Raw genomic sequence first — 17,807 nt, 5'->3', positions numbered from 1 at the left:
ATATCCACAAAAAGGTCTAAGTATTTGGAAAATTAAGCAATTTACCTAAGTTCTAATCTGGAATTTTAATAGAACTAATTACTAGATTAGAACTTGCTTTAGCAACCAGTTTCCTACTGTTTTGATTTATGACTACCGCATTGAAATTGATAACAGTTCTCCCTAACTTGATTAATTCTGTTCTAACCAAAACAGTATCATTTTCAGAAGCTGAATTAAAAAAATCAACACTTAAATTAATAGTTGGATAGAAGTTTTCTAAACCAAGTATCATAAAATTAACTCCTATACAATCGTCAATCATGCTTGAAGTAACACCTCCATGAAGCATCCCAATAGGGTTGGTCATTTCTTTTCTAACTGTAAATTCAAATTCAACTGAATTTTCATCAACAGAAATCACCGTCCCGCTTAGCCATTTGGCAAATGGGGACGGACTTCCTGAAAATGGTTTTCCAATAAAACTTTGAACTAACTGCAATCTTTTATTTTCCATTTTATTTTGATTTATTTATTCCTTTTAAAACAACACTCTCAAAAGCATTATATGCAAATCGTTGCAAAGTTAGAATCATTGATGTCCCATCTCTAACTGGATAACTGAATTTTGGGTTTTTGGAATCAATAATTTTAATAATTGTATCTACAACAACTGTTGGCCTGAGAGATTTTTTGAATTCGTCGTTATAGTATGATTGAACTTTTTGTCTAAACTCATCATAATCTTTTAATATTTCCGTGGGTTGAAACTGAATTATTAATTAAATTAGTTTTATGAAACAACGGTTCAACCATACTAATCTTGATATTAAATTGATTTAATTCAAACCTCAATGATTTAAAATATTCTTCTAGTGCGTGTTTAGAAGATGAATAGTAACTATAATTGGGATGCCCAATTAACCCTAGAAATGAACCTACAGTTATAATTTCACCCTGCTTTAACTTACTCATATTTGGTAGTTAGCTGCAACTTTAACAATACCGTTCAACCGACAAAACTACTTGACTTTAACGACAACTTTTCCTTTGGCACGACCACTTGAAACGTAAGACATTGCTTCGTTCATTTGTTCAAACGAAAACACTTTATCAACTACAGGACGAATGACACCTGTTTCAATAAGCTTTCCGATTTCAGACAACTGCTTTCCGTTGGCTTGCATATACAGAAACGAATAATCAACACCAAGTTTCTTTGCTTGATTTCTGACTTTCCTACTCAGAAAGAAAATCGCTGTTTTCATAAACCACGACAACCCTACTTCTTTTGCGAAAGCAGGATCGGGCGGACTTGAAATAGAAACGACTTTTCCGCCTGACTTCAATATTTTCATGGATTTCTCAAGCGTTTTTTCGTCCTGATTATTAAGCACCAAGTCGTAATCTTTTAGTATCGTTTCAAAATCTTGTGTTTTGTAATCAATCACAATATCGGCACCCAAACTTTTGACTAATTCAAAATTACCGGCACTTGCTGTTGTAGCGACAGTCGCACCCAAATGTTTTGCCAACTGAATGGCAATCGTTCCGACACCACCTGAACCTGCCTGTATAAATACTTTTTGATCCTTTTTGAGTTTTGCTTTTTCGACGAAAGCTTGCCAGACCGTTAAAGCAACCAAAGGAATGGAAGCTGCCTGTTCCATTGAAATATTTTTTGGTTTCAAGGCTATATCGTTTTCATGGATACTAATGTATTCCGCAAACGCACCGATTTTGAAATCGCTAGGACGAGCAAAAATTTCATCACCAACTTTGAAACGACTAACTTTTGAACCCACTTTTGTAATAATGCCTGCAACATCGTGTCCTAAAATCAACGGAAATTTATATGGAAGTAACAACTTAAACTCACCACTTTTTAGTTTGACATCTAACGGATTGATACTTGCCGAATGGACTTGAACCAACACATCATTTTCATTAATGACAGGTTCGGCAACTTCTACAAGTTGCAATTTATCTTCTTTGCTGTAACGATTTATTGTATATGCTTTCATTTTCTATTCTTTGTTTGTTATTTATTTAGTTAAAAATTCTAATGCTCTTTTTACAAAATCTTCGTGATTTTGGAATATGGAACCGTGACCTGCATCCTTGTAAATAATTATCTCTGAATTTTTTATGCGATTTTTTAATTCGTATGAATTACTGGCAGGAACCATTTTATCGTTGTCACCGTTTACAATTAAGACAGCTTGTGTAATTACTGATAAGTCTTGCGGAGCTTGCAATCCATAAGCCTTTATTGCTTCGAGCTGATGTGTCAAATGTTTCATTTTTAATTTCTCGCCTCTATTTTCTTTTCTTTCTTTTAGCCTTTTGAGATAGCTTTTTGCCGCTTTGTGTCCATTGGCATTGCTGTTAAAGAATAAATAGAATTTTGGATTTCTGAAGGTAAAACTCCCTTTGATTACATCTTTGATAACTACGGGTGTCATTTTGCTAATACCAGCACCACCAGCAGGTCCAGTACCAGCAAGAATTACTTTGCGTACAAGTTGTGGCTCACGAAGTAAAATTTCCTGTGAGATGAAACCACCCAATGAAAACCCGAAAAGGTCAACTTTTTGATAACCGAGTGCTTTTATAAAAGCTATTGCATCTGTAGCCATTTCTGCAACGTTTTTTGGAGTTACTCCTCCTGTAGAACCTATGCCTCGATTATCAAAGCAAATGATTGGATGTTCGGAAGCGAAGCCTTCCATAATTTTTGGGTCACAATCATCCATTGTAGCGGTTAAGTGATTTAGAAAAATTATTGGTAAGCCTGGTTTATCTTCGCCTAGTTTGCGATAAAAAAATTCTGTTCCTTCAATATTAATTGACTGTGTTTTTACATTTTTAAATTCCATAATTGTAGTTTTTAATAAATTATTGTTATTTGTGTTATTTGTTTGTCCTGTTGATTTCGCCATCATTGTTATGATTAACAAAAAGAAGATTGAATATTTTCTTATTATTTTTTTCTATTTAAAATTTGAGCTTATTCGTTTTAATCCTTTTCTTTTCAGTCTTTCACAAAACCAATTGTTTTCATAAATCCCCGAAAAATTAAAGATATAAACAAAATCTTCAATATCTAATTTGTGCTCTTTAAAAAAGCTGTATAAAAGCTCAACAATATTTTTAAAGTTTAATTTCTCAGGTTCTATTAAAACAAGATTGTCCATCCAATATATTTTGTCTATTTTGGACTTAATTGTCTCCTTTAAGTTATTGACAATCAAATCGTCTTTAATATTATAATAGATGACATTCATTTTTATATCTCATCTAGTTTAGGTGGAATTAATTTATACATTACAGGTGTTACAATTCTTGCCAGGATTGTTGAACTAATGAGTCCTCCAATTAATACAATCGCCAACGGAGATATTTGAGGATTGGAATTTAGGGCTAAAGGAATCAAACCGCAGGTTGCCGTAAGGGATGTTAATACTACCGGAAGAAAACGGGTTTCTCCAGCAATGGCAATCGCTTCATCAATCGACTTTCCTTCTTGTCTTAATTGGTTTGTAAAATCGACCAGAAGAAGGGAGTTCTTGACTTGAATTCCAGACAATCCGATGAAACCGATAATAGAAACCAACGACATTGGGTTTCCTGTAGCTATTAAAAATAGTACGCCTCCCAAGACACCTAACGGAATGATTGACATGACGATGATGATTCCTTTGAATGTTTTAAATTGCAACAACAAAACAGCAATGAATAAAAACGTGCTCAATATTATTACAGATAGAAAATTGCCTCCCAATGCATCACCTTCCGATTCTTTTTCTCCAGATAATTTGTAATAATAGCCTTTAGGCATTTCGAGCTTATCCAATTTCGGAATAATATCTACCAACAGGTCATTCGCTAAATAACCTTCTTTTGTCATGGCACTAACTTTTGAAAAGCGTGATTTGTTAAAGTGATTGATTGCTGTGGGTGCCGTTTCAAAAGATACTGTTGCAATCTGATTTAGTGCAATTGGTGTTCCTTGAACATTATTGACATATAAATTTTTTAAGGCATCCAGATTGGAAAATTTATCTCTTGGCAGTGTGATCGTTACGTTTCTGGCATCGCCACGGTCATCAATATAATCTCCAACTGTTAAACCAGCAACGGCAAGACGAATTACTTTGTCAATTTCGCTTGTTAGCACACCCAATGTTCTTGCTTTTTCTTTATTAATTTTTACCTTAACATCGGTTTTATACGTATTTAACTCGTTGTTGATATAAACCGTTCCTTCTTGATTTCGTAAAATAGTCTCTACTTGAGAAGATAATTTGCGTAAAACTTCCTGATCTTCGCCAAATAATCGCACAACAATATTGGCTTCCAATGGTGTTCCTTGCTCAAAATCTTTTACTTCTACTTTGGCATAAGGCATCGTTTTGAATTTTTCTCGCAATTTTTCAATTAGTGCTGTTTTCTCCGAAGGTTTTGCTTCATCTTCCAATTGAACGAAAATTTGAGCAAAATCAGATTTTCTGTCCTGTGGATGTACGTTGTAGTAAATCTGTGGATTTCCTTTTCCAACATTTGAGGTGAAATACACAATTTCTTTATGGTTTTTCAACTCGGCTTCCACAATTTTTGTCACCCTGTCACTTTCCGAAATATTGGCTTGAAGGGGCATTTTTATGTTGACTAAAAACATTGGTTTTTCAGAAGTCGGGAATAACTTAAATCCGGCTACAGAAAACAGTCCAAAAGCGATAACACTTAAAAATATAGAAATGGCAATCGTAGTTTTTGGAAACTTCAATGCTTTAGGCATAATATTTTTGTACGATCTCGTAAGGAATTTTTGCAAATACTGAAGAAATATGTTTCCTCCTTCGTGTTCGTGTGTTTTTAAGAACCGACTTCCTAAAAACGGAACCAATGTCAAAGCCACAAGCATAGAAGCCAATACACTCGTGATAACCGCCATAGGTAAACTTCGGATGAATTCACCTGCCATGTCAGGAAGAAAAACCAGTGGTATAAAGGCAATCACCAATGTTGCAGTACATCCCACAACTGCGATTCCTATTTGTTTTGTTCCTTTTAAAACAGCATCCATTTTAGAATGCCCTTCACGAAGCCAACGTTCAATATTTTCGACAACCACAATACTATCATCTACCAGTAAACCTAAAGCGACCACCAATCCAACAATGCTTAATTGGTTTAAGGAATACCCTAAAGCATTCATCGCAATTAATCCCAACGCTAAGGATAATGGAATGGAAATCATAACAATAACAGATGCTCTTGAGCCTAAAGGCAACAGCGTAATAATAACCAAAACGATTGCAATTGTAAACTCAATACCCAAGTGTCCTAATCGTTTAGAAACCATATCGGCTTGGTCAAAGTTTTTAATTAGTTTGATATTTGAAGGCAGTTCTTTTGAAAATTCCTCAATTAATGGTAAATATTCTTTCTGAACATCGCTTATGTTTACATTGTCTTTCATTCCGGCAGACACCAAAACGCATCGATGTCCATTGATTCTGGTGATATGGTGTACCACTTCAGATTTGTAACTTACCTCGGCTACATCTTTCATATAGATGATTTTACCGTTGGCATTGTAAACAACCGTGTTGGCAACATCATCGGCATTTTTGAATTTACCGCTCGTTTTTACGTTGAAAACTTTGCTACCAAGATCGATGCTTCCTCCAGGAATATCGGCAGCTTCACTTTGTAAACTTCCCATCACTATATTTAATGGGATTTTTAATTGTGCCAATTTTTCCATGTTCAAATCCACTCGAATTTCCTGTTCCGGAATTCCAGCATATTCTACGTCCTTAAGATTGGTTATTTTTTCAATTTTTGTCTTTAATTTGTCCGCTTCATCACGTAATTTTTTATCAGACGCATTTTCAGAAACCAAAGCAATTTGAAGAATATTAACATCTGAAGACGCTATTTTTTCTGTTTTAATTTGATAAATGTCTTTTGGAAGTTCGCTGCTTTTAAGTGCGTTCATTTCCGTGGAAATCTCCTGATATTTGTTATCAACATCAACTCCATACTTGAATTTTACCTGAAAAGCGGCAACACCATCTTCTACGGTTGTCAATATTTTTTCGATGTTCTCCAGTCCGTAAATTTTATTTTCAATAGGTTTTACGACCTGTTCTTCCATATCTTTTGGACTCGTACCGGGATAAATAACCGTAATTAAGTATTGTGGTGGTTCCGTGGAAGGATCTTCTGCTCTTGGCATCGTAAATAAGGTAAGAAACCCTACGACTGCAACAAGAAGAAAGATAATCAGTGTGAACTGATAATTCTTAACGGCAAAGTTTGTAATCTTCATGATGTTATTATTTAATGATCTTTATTGTTGATTGTTCGTTTAGATAGGCACTGTTGGAAGTCACTATTTGGTCTGTTTTTTGAAGACCATCTTTTACAAACACCTTGTCATTGTCGAATTTATTAATCGTAATGGGTTGACGTTTCACTTTGTTATTTTCCACTACAAACACAAAGGCTTTGTTACCGTCAGCCTCAATAAGTGAATTATAAGGAATGACCATAAAATCTTCGGCTTTATCGGTTTGTATTTCCGCTTTCCCAAACATCCCCACAGCAGGTTTTCGGTTTTTCATATTTAGTTTGAGTTCTATTTGAAAAGACCCAAGGGCAGCATCTGACGCTTGCGATTTTCTAAAAAGGGTAGCTTCAAATTTTTCATCAGGAAATCCGTCAAGGGTAACAATGGCTTTCTGACCTATTTTTACCGAAGCCCATTCTTTATCCGTCAAACCCACTTTCAAAAGATAATTGTTGTTTTTCGATGTTTCGTTGATTGCCAAAATTGGAGAGCCAGAACCAACTACCTCACCTTCATTTGCTATTTTATTGGCTACAAAACCATCAGCCATAGCATATATTTTAGCGTAGCGGGAATTAAAAGCAACGGCATCTTTTTGCTTTCTGGCAATGTCCAGACCTGTTTTTGTGTTTTGAAGCTGTTCTAAAGTATAGACGCTGTCTTTGTATAGATTATTTGCGCGTTCATAATCCCTTTCAAATTTTTTCAAATTCAAATCTGCTTGATTCAAACCTGCATTGATTTCGGTTTGATCTAATGAGGCTAAAAGTTGTCCTTTTTTGAAAAATTGACCTTCTTCTACATAAATTCGGTTTATAACACCACCTATTTTAAATCCATAATTAGCTTGGTTTTCTGTGGTTACTAACCCCGATGCACTTATAGTACTTGTAAGTGCTAAAGATTCAACTGTTGCTGTTTTTATTGAAATAATATCAGCAGTTTCAAATGGATTGTTTTCCTTTTTTTCTTCTTTACAAGAGAAAAAAAGTGGTAAAGTCAAAAGGGAAACTAGTATCGTTGTTTTACTCACAAGTGTAAAATTATTTTTTTGGTGTTCGTCAATCTTTGATTTCATAATCTTATGTTTTTTTGATTTATTTAAAAGTAAAAGTTGCGTTGGCTCTTTCCATTTCAGCGAAAGCGATCCAAGAATTATAAAGAGAGATATTTGCATTAAGCTGGGCATTTACCCATTGGTTTTGTGCATCCAGAAGCTCGATATAAATAGCCTGTCCTTCTTTGTAAAGTTTGGTTATATCGGCATTGTATTTTTTAGCTGATTCTTTTTGATTTTTATCGGCATGGAATTGCTCCAAAGCTGATTTCAAATTATTTTGTGAAATCTGAAACTGAAGCAGTAATTGCTGTTTTACATGGTCAATCTGTGAACTGATTTTTTTTGTTTCCTGTTCTACTTGTTTGAGTTTGTATTTATTTTTGTTTCCAGAAAAAATATTCCACTCAAGAGACAAACCTGCAAAGTAATAGCGAGAATCTTTATTTACTTCAAAATCAAAATCCTGAAATCCAAAATCGGCAAAACCGCTTAATGTTGGAAACCAGCGTGACTTTGTGAGTTTGCTAACGTTATCGTTTATTTCTTTTACTTGTTCCAGCTTTTTGATTTCCTCTCTGTTTTGAGTATTCTCTTCCACCAATGCATCAGGTACGTTATCCTTGTTTTCATCAACTATTATTTGAGTATCAAGTTTTTGATTGAGCAGGAAATTAAAATATGCTCTGGCATTATTGCTAACTTGTTTCGCCGTTTCCAAATTGGCTGCAATACGAATGACTTCGTTATCACTTCGTAAGACAGCTGTACGGTTAATTTTATCATTTTTAAATAAGGAATGGTTTACTCTTTGGTTTTCCTTAACAAGTGCCAAAGCATCTTCGTAAATTTTAATTCCCTCTAACGATTGTAAATATTTGTAATAGGCAATTTTTATATCCTTGACCAATTCTCTTTGGTAGATTTCCAATTCTATTTTTTGTAAAGTCGTTTGTTGGGTTATAATCCTTTTGTTATAAATGATTTCAAAATTCAGTAAAGGCATTGTAGTATGAATTTTTGCATCATAGAAGTTATCTGGATTAATAAGGACAGATTGATTTTCTAAAGTTGGAAAAGCATTGGAATTAGTAATTTGATTCAAGGTATTATATACCGGATTTAGCATATCACCTATAGGAATGTCAATCGTTCTTCCACCTTCTGCCTTGGTATAACTTCCATTTAAGGAAACGGTAGGGTAGAACAAGGAACGTGCTTCTTTTAAAGCCCACATACTTTTGTTGATATCAAAGTTGTGTTGCTTTATTACTTCATTATTTTTTAGTGCGACTTCAATATAGCCGTCAAGCTTACTCTGAGAATATCCTAGATATCCAAGTAAGGCCAGTACCAGAGTTAGTGTTTTGTTTATCATTTTATACGTTGTTTATTAATTGAACGTTGTTCATTTTTTAGTCAAAAAAAATATTATAGTTTTTTTATTATTTTTAAATATTCATTGTATCCATCAAACAGAATAGTGTCAGGATTAGTGAACTTCACACCTGTGATTCTCTGACGAATTTGGAGACAACACATACCGTGTACTAAGCTCCAAACCATGAAAGAAAGGGGTTCTACATTATGTCCAACGAAATGCCCTTTGTCTATACATTCCTCAATTGTTTTCTTAACATGACCAAACGTCACTGCTCCTTCGTCCCAATCGTCATTATTGGAGTTTTCCAAAAATTCCATAGGTGCTTTAACATTAAACATCAAATCATACATTTCTTGATTTTCGAGTGCAAATTTGATATAGATAAATCCCATTTTTCGAAGTCGTTGCATTGGGTCTTCTATACTAAACAATTCCTTAAAGTAGCCGCCCAATTCCTGAAAACCTATAGAATGTAAATCGTGTAAAATGGCATTTTTATCTTTAAAATAGACATATACAGTACCAACGCTATAATCTATTTCATCGGCAATGTTTCTAATAGTGGTTTGTTCAATTCCTTTTTCCAAAAAAAGCTTTTTTGCTCCTTTTAGAATAAGCATTTTTAACGCTTCTTTTTCTTTTGCCTTTCTATCTGCTATACTCATAACTAGTAAATTCTTTTGCAAATATATGTTTATTTTTTGAACAACGTTCATTTTTTTTGTAATTATTTTACTTTTTTAATTAAATGTGATGAGTTTACTGTGCTTAAAATGATAAACTTCTTTATTAAAACCTGTATATTCTCACTCACTTTTCTATCCAATATTTTGGCATAATGCTGGGTAGTTCCCAAGTTTTTGTTTCCTTGCATTTTGCTTACACTTTCAATTGGAACACCATTGGTTAGCGTTACAGTTGTTGTAAAGGGAAGTCGGGCAATATGAAGGTTAGTTCTTTTTCAATTTCACAAACTCCAGCTATTTCTTTTAAATAGACGCTCATTTTTTGGTTGGATATAATAGAGAAGAATCTGTCTTCTTAAATTCACTGTTTAGTATATAGAAAATTAATTAAGCTGGTAGTAAGTTAAGTTTATTACCAAAACTTAATCATATTTCAAGGTCTTCATATAAAACTTTAACTGATATAATTCTCGTTCTGCTTCATATGGGGTTTTATACTCCAATCCAATAAAGAATGTAATCGTTTTTTTTATACTATTTGATTGTAGATAGATATGAATTGAGCAGGTAAAGTGAAATCATCTTTGTCAAATTATAATATGAATTCTCTTAAAGCTAAATTCCTTAAATCCTGTAAAAAATGATCCGACAATTGCACAGTGAGTGTCACATAAAGCCATATGATGCTAAACTGTACCATGTGGTTTTTTATTTATAAATTAAATGATACTTAAATAAAATTTCTTTTCAAATATTTCAATAACAAATACAAGTATCTCAATAAATGTCTACTTTTGACATTATTTGAATTTTACAAAGATGAAAAATATTAGTATAAAGGAATTTTATAAAGAGGTATGTAGTGATAGTGGTTGCCAGCTTGATTACTTTTTGGATAATAAAAGCAATAATGACTTAGGACACTTTAATGTTTTCGACACAGCAAAATTCTACCATTGCGACAACAAAAAACCAAAGATGACCTATAATCGAAGGTTATATTACAAAATCAGTTTGATAAAAGGAAGCAACCTTGTAGAATATGCAGATAAAACCGTACTTATAGATAAACAGGGCATATTGTTTGCCACACCAAAAATCCCTTATCGCTACACGCCCCAAAGTCAAGACCAGTCTGGTTCTTTTTGTGTTTTCACTAAAGAATTTTTATCCAAATCCAAAACAGGATTGATTATTGATGAGTTACCTATTTATCAACCCAATAGTGATTTTGTATATCAGCTAAACGATGAGCAATATCAGGAAATGGAAGAAGTATTCAAGAAAATGAATACTGAATTATCTTCAGACTATGCCTTTAAATATGATTTACTTCGTAATTATGTTTTAGAGCTCATTCATAAGGGGCAAAAATTAAAATCAATGGAAAGTATTCCTAATGCAGCCAATGCCGCTAGCAGGATTACATCATTGTTTATAGAATTATTGGAAAGACAGTTTCCTATTGAAAGCAACGCCCAAGTGATACAACTCAAATCGCCACTTGATTTTGCTACTTCACTTGGCATCCATGTAAACCATCTTAATAAAGTATTGAAAGAAACTACCAGTAGAAGTACCATCGAAATTATCAATGGTAGAATAGCCGAAGAAGCCAAGATATTGCTGAAGCAAACCAAATGGAATGTTTCGGAAATTGCATTTGCACTTGGGTTTGATGAAGTATCCCATTTTTCTAACTTTTTCAAGAGACATACCAAACTTTCTCCATTAAAATATAGAAATTGATTGAAATTTGTAAATATTGGATTGCTTTTTACAAGCAAGTTATTTACTATTAAGCTGACCTTTGTATTCAAATTTAATAGTAAAAAATATGACAAGTAATTCAAACAAAGTAGCTCTAGTAACTGGTGGTAGCCGTGGACTAGGTAAAGATATGGCCCTACAATTGGCTAAAAAAGATTTTAATGTAATTATCACTTACCATAGTAATGAAAGTGAAGCTAATAAAGTTGTAGCGGAAATAATTGTCTCTGGTAAAAAAGCAATTGCGTTACAATTAGATGTTTCAAAGAGCAAGGGTTATGACGCTTTTGTAAGTCAGGTAAGAGAAAAATTGGCAAATAACTTCGGTACAGATCACATTCACTCCTTAGTAAATAATGCTGGTACAGGTGTTTATGCTTCTTTTGACAGCACTACTGAAGAACAATTTGATGATATGGTGAACATCCATCTAAAAGCGGCATTTTTCCTAACACAAAAAATGCTTCCTCTATTGGCTGATGGCGGTAGTATTGTAAATATTTCATCAGGCTTAGCAAGATTTAGTTTTGAAAACTATTCCGCATATGCCATAATGAAAGCTGCCATTGAAAGTTTGAGCAGATACCAAGCCCTCGAATTAGGAAACAGAAAAATTAGGGTAAATACCGTAGCACCTGGTGCCATAGCAACTGATTTTGGTGGCGGTGCAATAAGAGATAACAAAGAGCTAAATGATATGATTGCAAATAGTACTGCACTAGGCAGAGTCGGATTACCCGATGATATTGGTAGTGTAGTTGCCTTTTTATGTAGTGATGATGCTAAATGGATAAACGCCCAAAGATTAGAGGTTGCAGGAGGTGTTTACATTTAATACCTTAATTAAATAAAAAAAGAACTACATAATTTGAAAATACCCCAAAAAGTTAGACACTATTTGGGGTATGTTCATTTTAGCTCTTTTTTTAATTCATAAAACCTTTTAGGGGTTTGAGTTGATCCAAATCAACATTTGCCTTTTGCATTAAGTTTATCAAGTTCATTATTTGGCTTGGATTCATATCGTTTCCAAGAATACGCACCACAGCAAATCCATTTTCTTTTCCATTAGCAAACAAAACAAACTCATCTATATGCTCTTCTTCTCCTACAAAATAAATAGCTCCTCCACTATTCCCTGAACCCATTCTCATTAACTCTTGATACTTTTCTGCTTTTAAAAGATTTTTTACTTTTTTACTTTCCAACTCATATTTCTCTTCATTTAAAGAATCTTTTTTAAAAGCTATAATATTCATTTTTTCAAAAGATTTTAAAGCTTCTTTATCTTCCTTCGACAAAGTCATTTTTTCAGTGTTAATTATTGAAGAACCTAGATCAACAGCTATAAAATCTGAAGATTCTGAATTTTCTACAAAATATTTTTGCAAACTTGATTCATTATTACAACTAAAAAGAAAAAAAGAAAGAATAACTGTTATATATGATTTCATAAGATTATTTTTTTGATGCTTTTTTCAATTCCTTACCACCAGGCAAACTCATTTTTTCAGTTAAAGCAGAAATTTCATCTAAATTAAAGTTACCTGTTAAAGACAGAACAATTGCTTGATTATCTTTATCATCTGGTGACTCAATAAACATTAAAAGCTCTCTTACAATGTTTTCTGACGCTCCAGATTTAACATAAATATTAACTTTTTTACCATCATCATTCACTCGCATTAATTCCTCTAAAGGATTCGATTTTAAATAACTTGCAACGGTACTTTTCATCTCTCCTGCTAACTTTATATTACCAGTCATAAAAACCTTTAAATTATCCAGTTTTTTTAATAAATCCATATATTGTTGAGCTTCTTTGTCTTTTACATCGACCTTAACTTTACTCATCAACTCAAACATTTTTTTATTTACAATAACCGTTGTAACATCATCTTTATCCTCATACTTGTCAAATACAGATTGCGAAAATGTCACAGTTGTAAAAGCAATAAATACTATACTTAAAATTAAATTTTTCATCTTTTTTTTATTTAAAAATTGTTTTTTTTGTTTTTTCATACTCTTTTAAAATAGAAACTCCTTCTACTCCATGGTTTACTTCTTCTGAAAGCATTTCAAGAGCTTTTTGTGTTCCTACAAATGCTTCTTCAGGACTAGAGTAAGTTCCTAAATCTTGTTTTGAATTCTCATTATAAAAATAATTTATTGTTCCAAAAAGAACCACAATTGCTGCAGCTACACCTATCCATTTAACGTACGATTGTTTTTTAGTTTGTAATGGTAGTGCTTTAGTAAATCGTTCCTCTTTTTGGTTTTCAAAATAACTAAACAACGGCTTGTACTGAACCAAATGTGAAGCTATTTCATTTGAAGAAAAATAGGCCTTTAATTGTTTTTCTTCAGCTATACTTGAAGTGCCCTCCAAATATTTATTTACTAGTATTTCAACTAATTTTAATTCCATAATTGTGTTTTTCTATTAGCTTCTCTCTTATTGTTTTTCTAGCTCTTGAAAGTGCTACTCTAATAGCAGTTTCGTTCATATCTAAAACAGAAGCTATTTCATTAAACTCATACTCTTCTATATCTCTCATTTGAACAATAATTTTTTGTTGTTCGGGTAAATTATCTATAATTTTTTCTACCCAGTTCCAACTATCATTATCTTCAACTTGCTTGTCTATCCCTGGAGCATTATCTCCATAATTACTATGCACTAATTGCAAATTTGATGCCCTTTTCGATTTCAATTGATCCAAACAATAATTTTTGGTCATTGTCATAGCTAAAGCTTCCACACTATTATACTTTTCTAAACCATCGTTTTTATTCCACAATCGAACTAAAACTTCTTGTGTAGCATCTTCAGCTTCCTCAATACTAACCAATAATCGTTTGGCTACTCTGAAAATTTTATCTTTAAAAGGAGATATAATATGTAAAAACTCCTGTTGTTTCATTTTAATTAGCTTGGTTTAAAGTAAAGACGAATGTAAATTAATTTTGTTACATTAAAAAATAAGCTTATTTTTATTTGATAAATTTCAAATGCTATGAAATCGTGCTTAAAACTAGGTTTTACTCTTACAATACTTATGTTCTAGGAATGCGACACATAAAAGATTTTAAAAAAAAGAAAATAATTTATATATGAAAAAGAAAATATTTTTGCTTTCAGGATTACTGATTTTAATTCTTTCAACATGGAGTTGCGCAGATGATTATGACGACTTTCCTCAAAGCGGTTCTATTAATGAATTCATTTGGAAAGGTCTTAATCAATATTATTATTGGTTATCAGATTCCCCAGATCTAGCAGACAATCGATTCTCTACCAATTCTGAGTATCAAAATTTTCTAAATTCTTATTCTCCTCCTGAAAGTTTATTTGAACATTTACTTATAGATAGACAAACAGATCGTTTTAGTGTTATTTATTCTGATTATACTGCTTTAGAACAAGCCTTATCTGGAACACAAAAAAACAATGGAGTTGATTATGAATTACGTTATAAAAATGGCAGTTCAACTGAACTTTTTGGTTGGGTGAGATATATTTTACCAGGTTCTGACGCTGCTTCAAAAAACATACAAAGAGGAGACTTTTTTTATGCTGTAAATGGCACATCTTTAAATGTTAACAATTATAGAAATTTATTAGCCAATGATAATTATACATTAAATTTAGCGGATTATGATGGTGGCAATATTACTCCTAATGGAAATTCTGTAGCTTTAACTAAGACTGCTTTTTCAGAAAACCCTGTACATATTAAAAAGACTTTTACAGTTGGCTCTAAAAAAATAGGCTACTTGATGTACAATGGATTCTATTCGCAATATGAAACAGAACTTAATAGTGCTTTTACTTTTTTTGCTTCTGAAGGTGTGACTCATTTAATCTTAGATTTAAGATATAATTCTGGTGGTTCGGTAAGTACTGCTACTAGACTTGCCAGTATGATTACAGGGCAATTTGGTAATGATATTTTTGCAAAACAGCAATGGAATTATAAAATACAGGCTTTATTTAATGATAATCCAGAAGATTTAATAAATAGATTTACTACAACATTAGGAAACGGAGCAAGTATTCAAAATTTAAATTTAGATAAACTTTATGTCTTAACCTCTAAAAGAACAGCTTCTGCTAGTGAACTTGTAATTAATGGATTAGAACCTCATATTAATGTTACACAAATTGGAGATGAAACTACGGGTAAAAATGTAGGTTCTATAACTATATATGATTCTCCAAACTTTAGAAAAGAAAATATAAATCCTAATCATAAATATGCGATGCAACCTATTGTTCTAAAAATTGCGAATAAAAATAATTTTAGCGATTATGTAAATGGGTTACAACCAGATGTAAATCAATTGGAAGATTTAGCAAATTTAGGTGTGCTAGGAGAAACTAGTGATCCTTTACTAAACACAGCTTTAAACTATGTAGATACTAACGGAAGATTTGCTATTCCAGAACCTCAACATCGTTTTGAACATTTTCAAGATGTAAAATCGATAGTTCCTTTTGGAAATGAAATGTATTTAGAAAAAGTTCCTGACTTTAATATAACTCGATAAAATATAAAAAACGCTCCTCAAAAGGAGCGTTTTTTTTTACAAATTAAGTATTCAGATTTAATTTAAAACTGAAGATTGAAGCCTAGTTTAAAATTTCTTCCTCTTGTAGAATAACCGTTCTTTTCCATAAAATCAACATCTAACAAATTAGTTACATTTCCAAAAACTGAAACATTTTTATTCAATTTAAAGGAAACATTGGAGTTTATGATTTGATATGATTTTAAAACAACTTCATCATTTGTAAAAGTTGAAGAATTATAAAATAAATCAATTTTATCATCTGTATATTGATATTGAGCTGACCATGATAATCGTTTAGTAACAGTATAATCAAAACCTGCATTAAATTTATGTTTAGGTATCAATTGTAACTGACTAATATTGGTTTCAACCTGAGTAAAAGTATAATTAGCTGTTAATTTAATTTTATCAAAAGGCAAATAAGCAATATTAGACTCAATACCCTTTGCATTTATCCTATCTTCAATATTTTGATATTGTCCCCAAGGAGCAACATTTAAAGAAATAAAATCGATTTTATTTACTTCTTCTCTATAAAAACCTACAGCATTAATTTTTAATTTATTATTTAAAAATCCTTTTTCAAAACCAATTTCAGCTGTTTTATCTTCTTCTGGTTTTAAATCTAAATTCCCATAAGCAGAATATAATTGGTACAATGTTGGAGTAATATAAGCCGTACTAAAAGAAGACAACAATCTAAGGTTATATTTTTCTAAATAAAAAGACGGATTTACATTATAAACCAAACTATTACCATACTCACTATGAATATTCAAACGAGCTCCTGCATTGACATTCAATCCAAAAGAGCTATTATAAACAGCTGTAAAATAAGGATCTATACTATTAAATTTAGTTGATTTATTATCAACTTCTCCCCAAGCACCCGTTTGATACATGTCCATAAATTGAGATTGCACGCCTGTAATTAAATGGGCTCCATCAAATAAATCAAGTTTGTTCACTAAATCAGTATTAATAGTTCTCGATTTATAATAGGTTTCATCTAAAGTCATTGACCAAGAGCTAAACGATTCATAGTAACGTTCTAAATTAGCAAAAGCGGTATTCAAGTAAATTTCTCCTTTTTTATAACGATATTGAGGTTTAATTCCTACTCTTACTTGTTCTGCTGTATATTTATTTAAATCAGAATCTTGAAAAGCTCCATCATCGTAATCTGAAATAAACTTATCATAATTTACGAATGATTCTAAATTAAATCTTTCAGATGCATTATATCCTATTTTTTGATTCAAATTAATTCGTGAGAAATTATTCCTTTCAAAATTCTCACCTTTAGCCTCACTAATACCATCAACCTCAGTACTATTTAAAGTAGTATTAAAATTAAGTTTACCAATGTTTCCATTTACTCCAAAACCTTGATTGAATTCTTGTCCGTTTAAATTTGTTTTTTCAGACGTATTTTGAGTTCCTAGATTAAAATAAGCATTTCCTCCAAAACTATCTTTTTTAGCTTTTTTTGTGGTAATACTAATAACTCCTGTAGCTGCACCAGATCCATATAAAACACTAGAAGAACCTTTTAAAACCTCAATTTTTTCAATTTGTTCGACAGGCAACAATCTCAAATCATAAATTGAAGCAATTGTTGTAGCATCGTTAACAGGATTGCCATCAATGACAATTAAAACCTGACGACTTCTTCCACCTCTTACGTAATATTCTAAATTTTTTCCTGCAGAACTATTACTTCCATTAATTTCCAAACCAGCAACCTGATTTAAAACTTGAGCAACTGATTGCCCTTTTCTAGCTTCTAAATCTTTTGCAGTAATAACTTCAATAATTTTTCCAGATTTTTCCTTTTTTTGTGCAAATTTCGTATCCGAAACAACAACTTCATTTAAAGAAGTCACTTTTAAAGAATCTTTTTCTTGTGCATAAGAAAAGCTTGTTAAGAGTATTGCACACACACTCCATTTAATAAACTTAGTGTTCATTTTTGGTTAAAAATAATTTTTA

Annotated in this window: 16 protein-coding genes; 3 read left to right on the top strand and 13 right to left on the bottom strand. The window is 32.0% G+C overall.

The window, feature by feature from the left end:
- Positions 1-52 precede the first annotated feature (52 nt).
- The 8 genes from ACULEV_RS03985 to ACULEV_RS03950 all read right to left on the bottom strand — a co-directional run bounded on the left by ACULEV_RS03985 (position 53) and on the right by ACULEV_RS03950 (position 9,446).
- Positions 53-496, bottom strand: a complete 444-nt coding sequence (locus tag ACULEV_RS03985; protein WP_445457385.1) for a PaaI family thioesterase — start codon at positions 494-496, stop codon at positions 53-55.
- 221 nt (positions 497-717) lie between these two features.
- Positions 718-954, bottom strand: coding sequence for an SDR family NAD(P)-dependent oxidoreductase (locus tag ACULEV_RS03980; RefSeq protein WP_445457384.1), 237 nt, complete (start codon positions 952-954; stop codon positions 718-720).
- Between the two features lie 47 nt (positions 955-1,001).
- Positions 1,002-2,003, bottom strand: a complete 1,002-nt coding sequence (locus tag ACULEV_RS03975; protein WP_445457383.1) for an NADP-dependent oxidoreductase — start codon at positions 2,001-2,003, stop codon at positions 1,002-1,004.
- A gap of 21 nt (positions 2,004-2,024) precedes the next feature.
- Positions 2,025-2,924, bottom strand: coding sequence for an alpha/beta fold hydrolase (locus ACULEV_RS03970; RefSeq protein WP_445457382.1), 900 nt, complete (start codon positions 2,922-2,924; stop codon positions 2,025-2,027).
- 344 nt (positions 2,925-3,268) lie between these two features.
- On the bottom strand, positions 3,269-6,319 hold the full coding sequence (locus tag ACULEV_RS03965) for an efflux RND transporter permease subunit (protein WP_445457381.1): 3,051 nt from the start codon (positions 6,317-6,319) through the stop codon (positions 3,269-3,271).
- Between the two features lie 7 nt (positions 6,320-6,326).
- Positions 6,327-7,418 (bottom strand): efflux RND transporter periplasmic adaptor subunit, encoded by a 1,092-nt coding sequence (locus ACULEV_RS03960; protein WP_445457380.1) that lies wholly within the window; start codon positions 7,416-7,418, stop codon positions 6,327-6,329.
- Positions 7,419-7,437: 19 nt separating this feature from the next.
- Positions 7,438-8,775 (bottom strand): TolC family protein, encoded by a 1,338-nt coding sequence (locus tag ACULEV_RS03955; RefSeq protein WP_445457379.1) that lies wholly within the window; start codon positions 8,773-8,775, stop codon positions 7,438-7,440.
- A gap of 53 nt (positions 8,776-8,828) precedes the next feature.
- Positions 8,829-9,446: a TetR/AcrR family transcriptional regulator gene (locus ACULEV_RS03950; RefSeq protein WP_445457378.1), complete on the bottom strand. Its 618-nt coding sequence runs from the start codon at positions 9,444-9,446 to the stop codon at positions 8,829-8,831.
- Positions 9,447-10,445: 999 nt separating this feature from the next.
- Here ACULEV_RS03950 and ACULEV_RS03945 point away from each other — a divergent pair.
- Both ACULEV_RS03945 and ACULEV_RS03940 read left to right on the top strand, forming a co-directional pair.
- Positions 10,446-11,216 (top strand): helix-turn-helix domain-containing protein, encoded by a 771-nt coding sequence (locus ACULEV_RS03945; protein ID WP_445457377.1) that lies wholly within the window; start codon positions 10,446-10,448, stop codon positions 11,214-11,216.
- An 88-nt stretch (positions 11,217-11,304) separates the two neighbouring features.
- On the top strand, positions 11,305-12,072 hold the full coding sequence (locus ACULEV_RS03940; RefSeq protein ID WP_445457376.1) for an SDR family NAD(P)-dependent oxidoreductase: 768 nt from the start codon (positions 11,305-11,307) through the stop codon (positions 12,070-12,072).
- Positions 12,073-12,163: 91 nt separating this feature from the next.
- Here the strand turns inward: ACULEV_RS03940 and ACULEV_RS03935 are convergent, their stop codons facing one another.
- The 4 genes from ACULEV_RS03935 to ACULEV_RS03920 are packed head-to-tail and all read right to left on the bottom strand — an operon-like array spanning position 12,164 to position 14,164.
- The gene (locus tag ACULEV_RS03935; protein ID WP_445457375.1) at positions 12,164-12,691 is read right to left on the bottom strand and encodes a DUF4252 domain-containing protein; all 528 of its coding nucleotides are present in this window, start codon (positions 12,689-12,691) and stop codon (positions 12,164-12,166) included.
- A 4-nt stretch (positions 12,692-12,695) separates the two neighbouring features.
- Entirely contained in the window at positions 12,696-13,262 is a 567-nt protein-coding gene (locus ACULEV_RS03930; protein ID WP_445457374.1) for a DUF4252 domain-containing protein, read from the bottom strand.
- Positions 13,231-13,668 carry a hypothetical protein gene (locus ACULEV_RS03925; RefSeq protein WP_445457373.1) on the bottom strand — a complete coding sequence of 146 codons (438 nt, stop codon included), beginning with the start codon at positions 13,666-13,668 and terminating at the stop codon, positions 13,231-13,233. The genes ACULEV_RS03930 and ACULEV_RS03925 overlap by 32 nt, the downstream gene beginning before the upstream one ends.
- Positions 13,649-14,164, bottom strand: coding sequence for an RNA polymerase sigma factor (locus tag ACULEV_RS03920; protein ID WP_445457372.1), 516 nt, complete (start codon positions 14,162-14,164; stop codon positions 13,649-13,651). Before ACULEV_RS03920 ends, ACULEV_RS03925 begins: the two co-directional genes overlap by 20 nt.
- Before the next feature lie 190 nt (positions 14,165-14,354).
- On the opposite strand from ACULEV_RS03920, the gene ACULEV_RS03915 reads away from it, so the two are divergent.
- On the top strand, positions 14,355-15,791 hold the full coding sequence (locus tag ACULEV_RS03915; RefSeq protein WP_445457371.1) for a S41 family peptidase: 1,437 nt from the start codon (positions 14,355-14,357) through the stop codon (positions 15,789-15,791).
- Between the two features lie 62 nt (positions 15,792-15,853).
- Here the strand turns inward: ACULEV_RS03915 and ACULEV_RS03910 are convergent, their stop codons facing one another.
- Positions 15,854-17,785 carry a TonB-dependent receptor plug domain-containing protein gene (locus ACULEV_RS03910; protein WP_445457370.1) on the bottom strand — a complete coding sequence of 644 codons (1,932 nt, stop codon included), beginning with the start codon at positions 17,783-17,785 and terminating at the stop codon, positions 15,854-15,856.
- Between the last annotated feature and the right edge of the window lie 22 nt (positions 17,786-17,807).

This window comes from Flavobacterium sp. HNIBRBA15423 (genome assembly GCF_052655965.1).
The sequence above is the reverse complement of the archived record's forward strand: the minus strand, read 5'-3'. Positions and strand labels throughout refer to the sequence as shown.

Excerpts from the sequence above, each read along its gene's own strand:
- ACULEV_RS03915 (WP_445457371.1), top strand. The coding sequence starts at position 14,355 with ATGAAAAAGAAAATATTTTTGCTTTCAGGATTACTGATTTTAATTCTT.
- ACULEV_RS03975 (WP_445457383.1), bottom strand. The coding sequence starts at position 2,003 with ATGAAAGCATATACAATAAATCGTTACAGCAAAGAAGATAAATTGCAA.
- ACULEV_RS03980 (WP_445457384.1), bottom strand. The coding sequence starts at position 954 with ATGAGTAAGTTAAAGCAGGGTGAAATTATAACTGTAGGTTCATTTCTA.
- ACULEV_RS03965 (WP_445457381.1), bottom strand. The coding sequence starts at position 6,319 with ATGAAGATTACAAACTTTGCCGTTAAGAATTATCAGTTCACACTGATT.
- ACULEV_RS03930 (WP_445457374.1), bottom strand. The coding sequence starts at position 13,262 with ATGAAAAAACAAAAAAAACAATTTTTAAATAAAAAAAAGATGAAAAAT.
- ACULEV_RS03910 (WP_445457370.1), bottom strand. The coding sequence starts at position 17,785 with ATGAACACTAAGTTTATTAAATGGAGTGTGTGTGCAATACTCTTAACA.
- ACULEV_RS03950 (WP_445457378.1), bottom strand. The coding sequence starts at position 9,446 with ATGAGTATAGCAGATAGAAAGGCAAAAGAAAAAGAAGCGTTAAAAATG.
- ACULEV_RS03925 (WP_445457373.1), bottom strand. The coding sequence starts at position 13,668 with ATGGAATTAAAATTAGTTGAAATACTAGTAAATAAATATTTGGAGGGC.
- ACULEV_RS03970 (WP_445457382.1), bottom strand. The coding sequence starts at position 2,924 with ATGATGGCGAAATCAACAGGACAAACAAATAACACAAATAACAATAAT.
- ACULEV_RS03960 (WP_445457380.1), bottom strand. The coding sequence starts at position 7,418 with ATGAAATCAAAGATTGACGAACACCAAAAAAATAATTTTACACTTGTG.
- ACULEV_RS03920 (WP_445457372.1), bottom strand. The coding sequence starts at position 14,164 with ATGAAACAACAGGAGTTTTTACATATTATATCTCCTTTTAAAGATAAA.
- ACULEV_RS03985 (WP_445457385.1), bottom strand. The coding sequence starts at position 496 with ATGGAAAATAAAAGATTGCAGTTAGTTCAAAGTTTTATTGGAAAACCA.
- ACULEV_RS03945 (WP_445457377.1), top strand. The coding sequence starts at position 10,446 with ATGACCTATAATCGAAGGTTATATTACAAAATCAGTTTGATAAAAGGA.
- ACULEV_RS03940 (WP_445457376.1), top strand. The coding sequence starts at position 11,305 with ATGACAAGTAATTCAAACAAAGTAGCTCTAGTAACTGGTGGTAGCCGT.
- ACULEV_RS03935 (WP_445457375.1), bottom strand. The coding sequence starts at position 12,691 with ATGAAATCATATATAACAGTTATTCTTTCTTTTTTTCTTTTTAGTTGT.
- ACULEV_RS03955 (WP_445457379.1), bottom strand. The coding sequence starts at position 8,775 with ATGATAAACAAAACACTAACTCTGGTACTGGCCTTACTTGGATATCTA.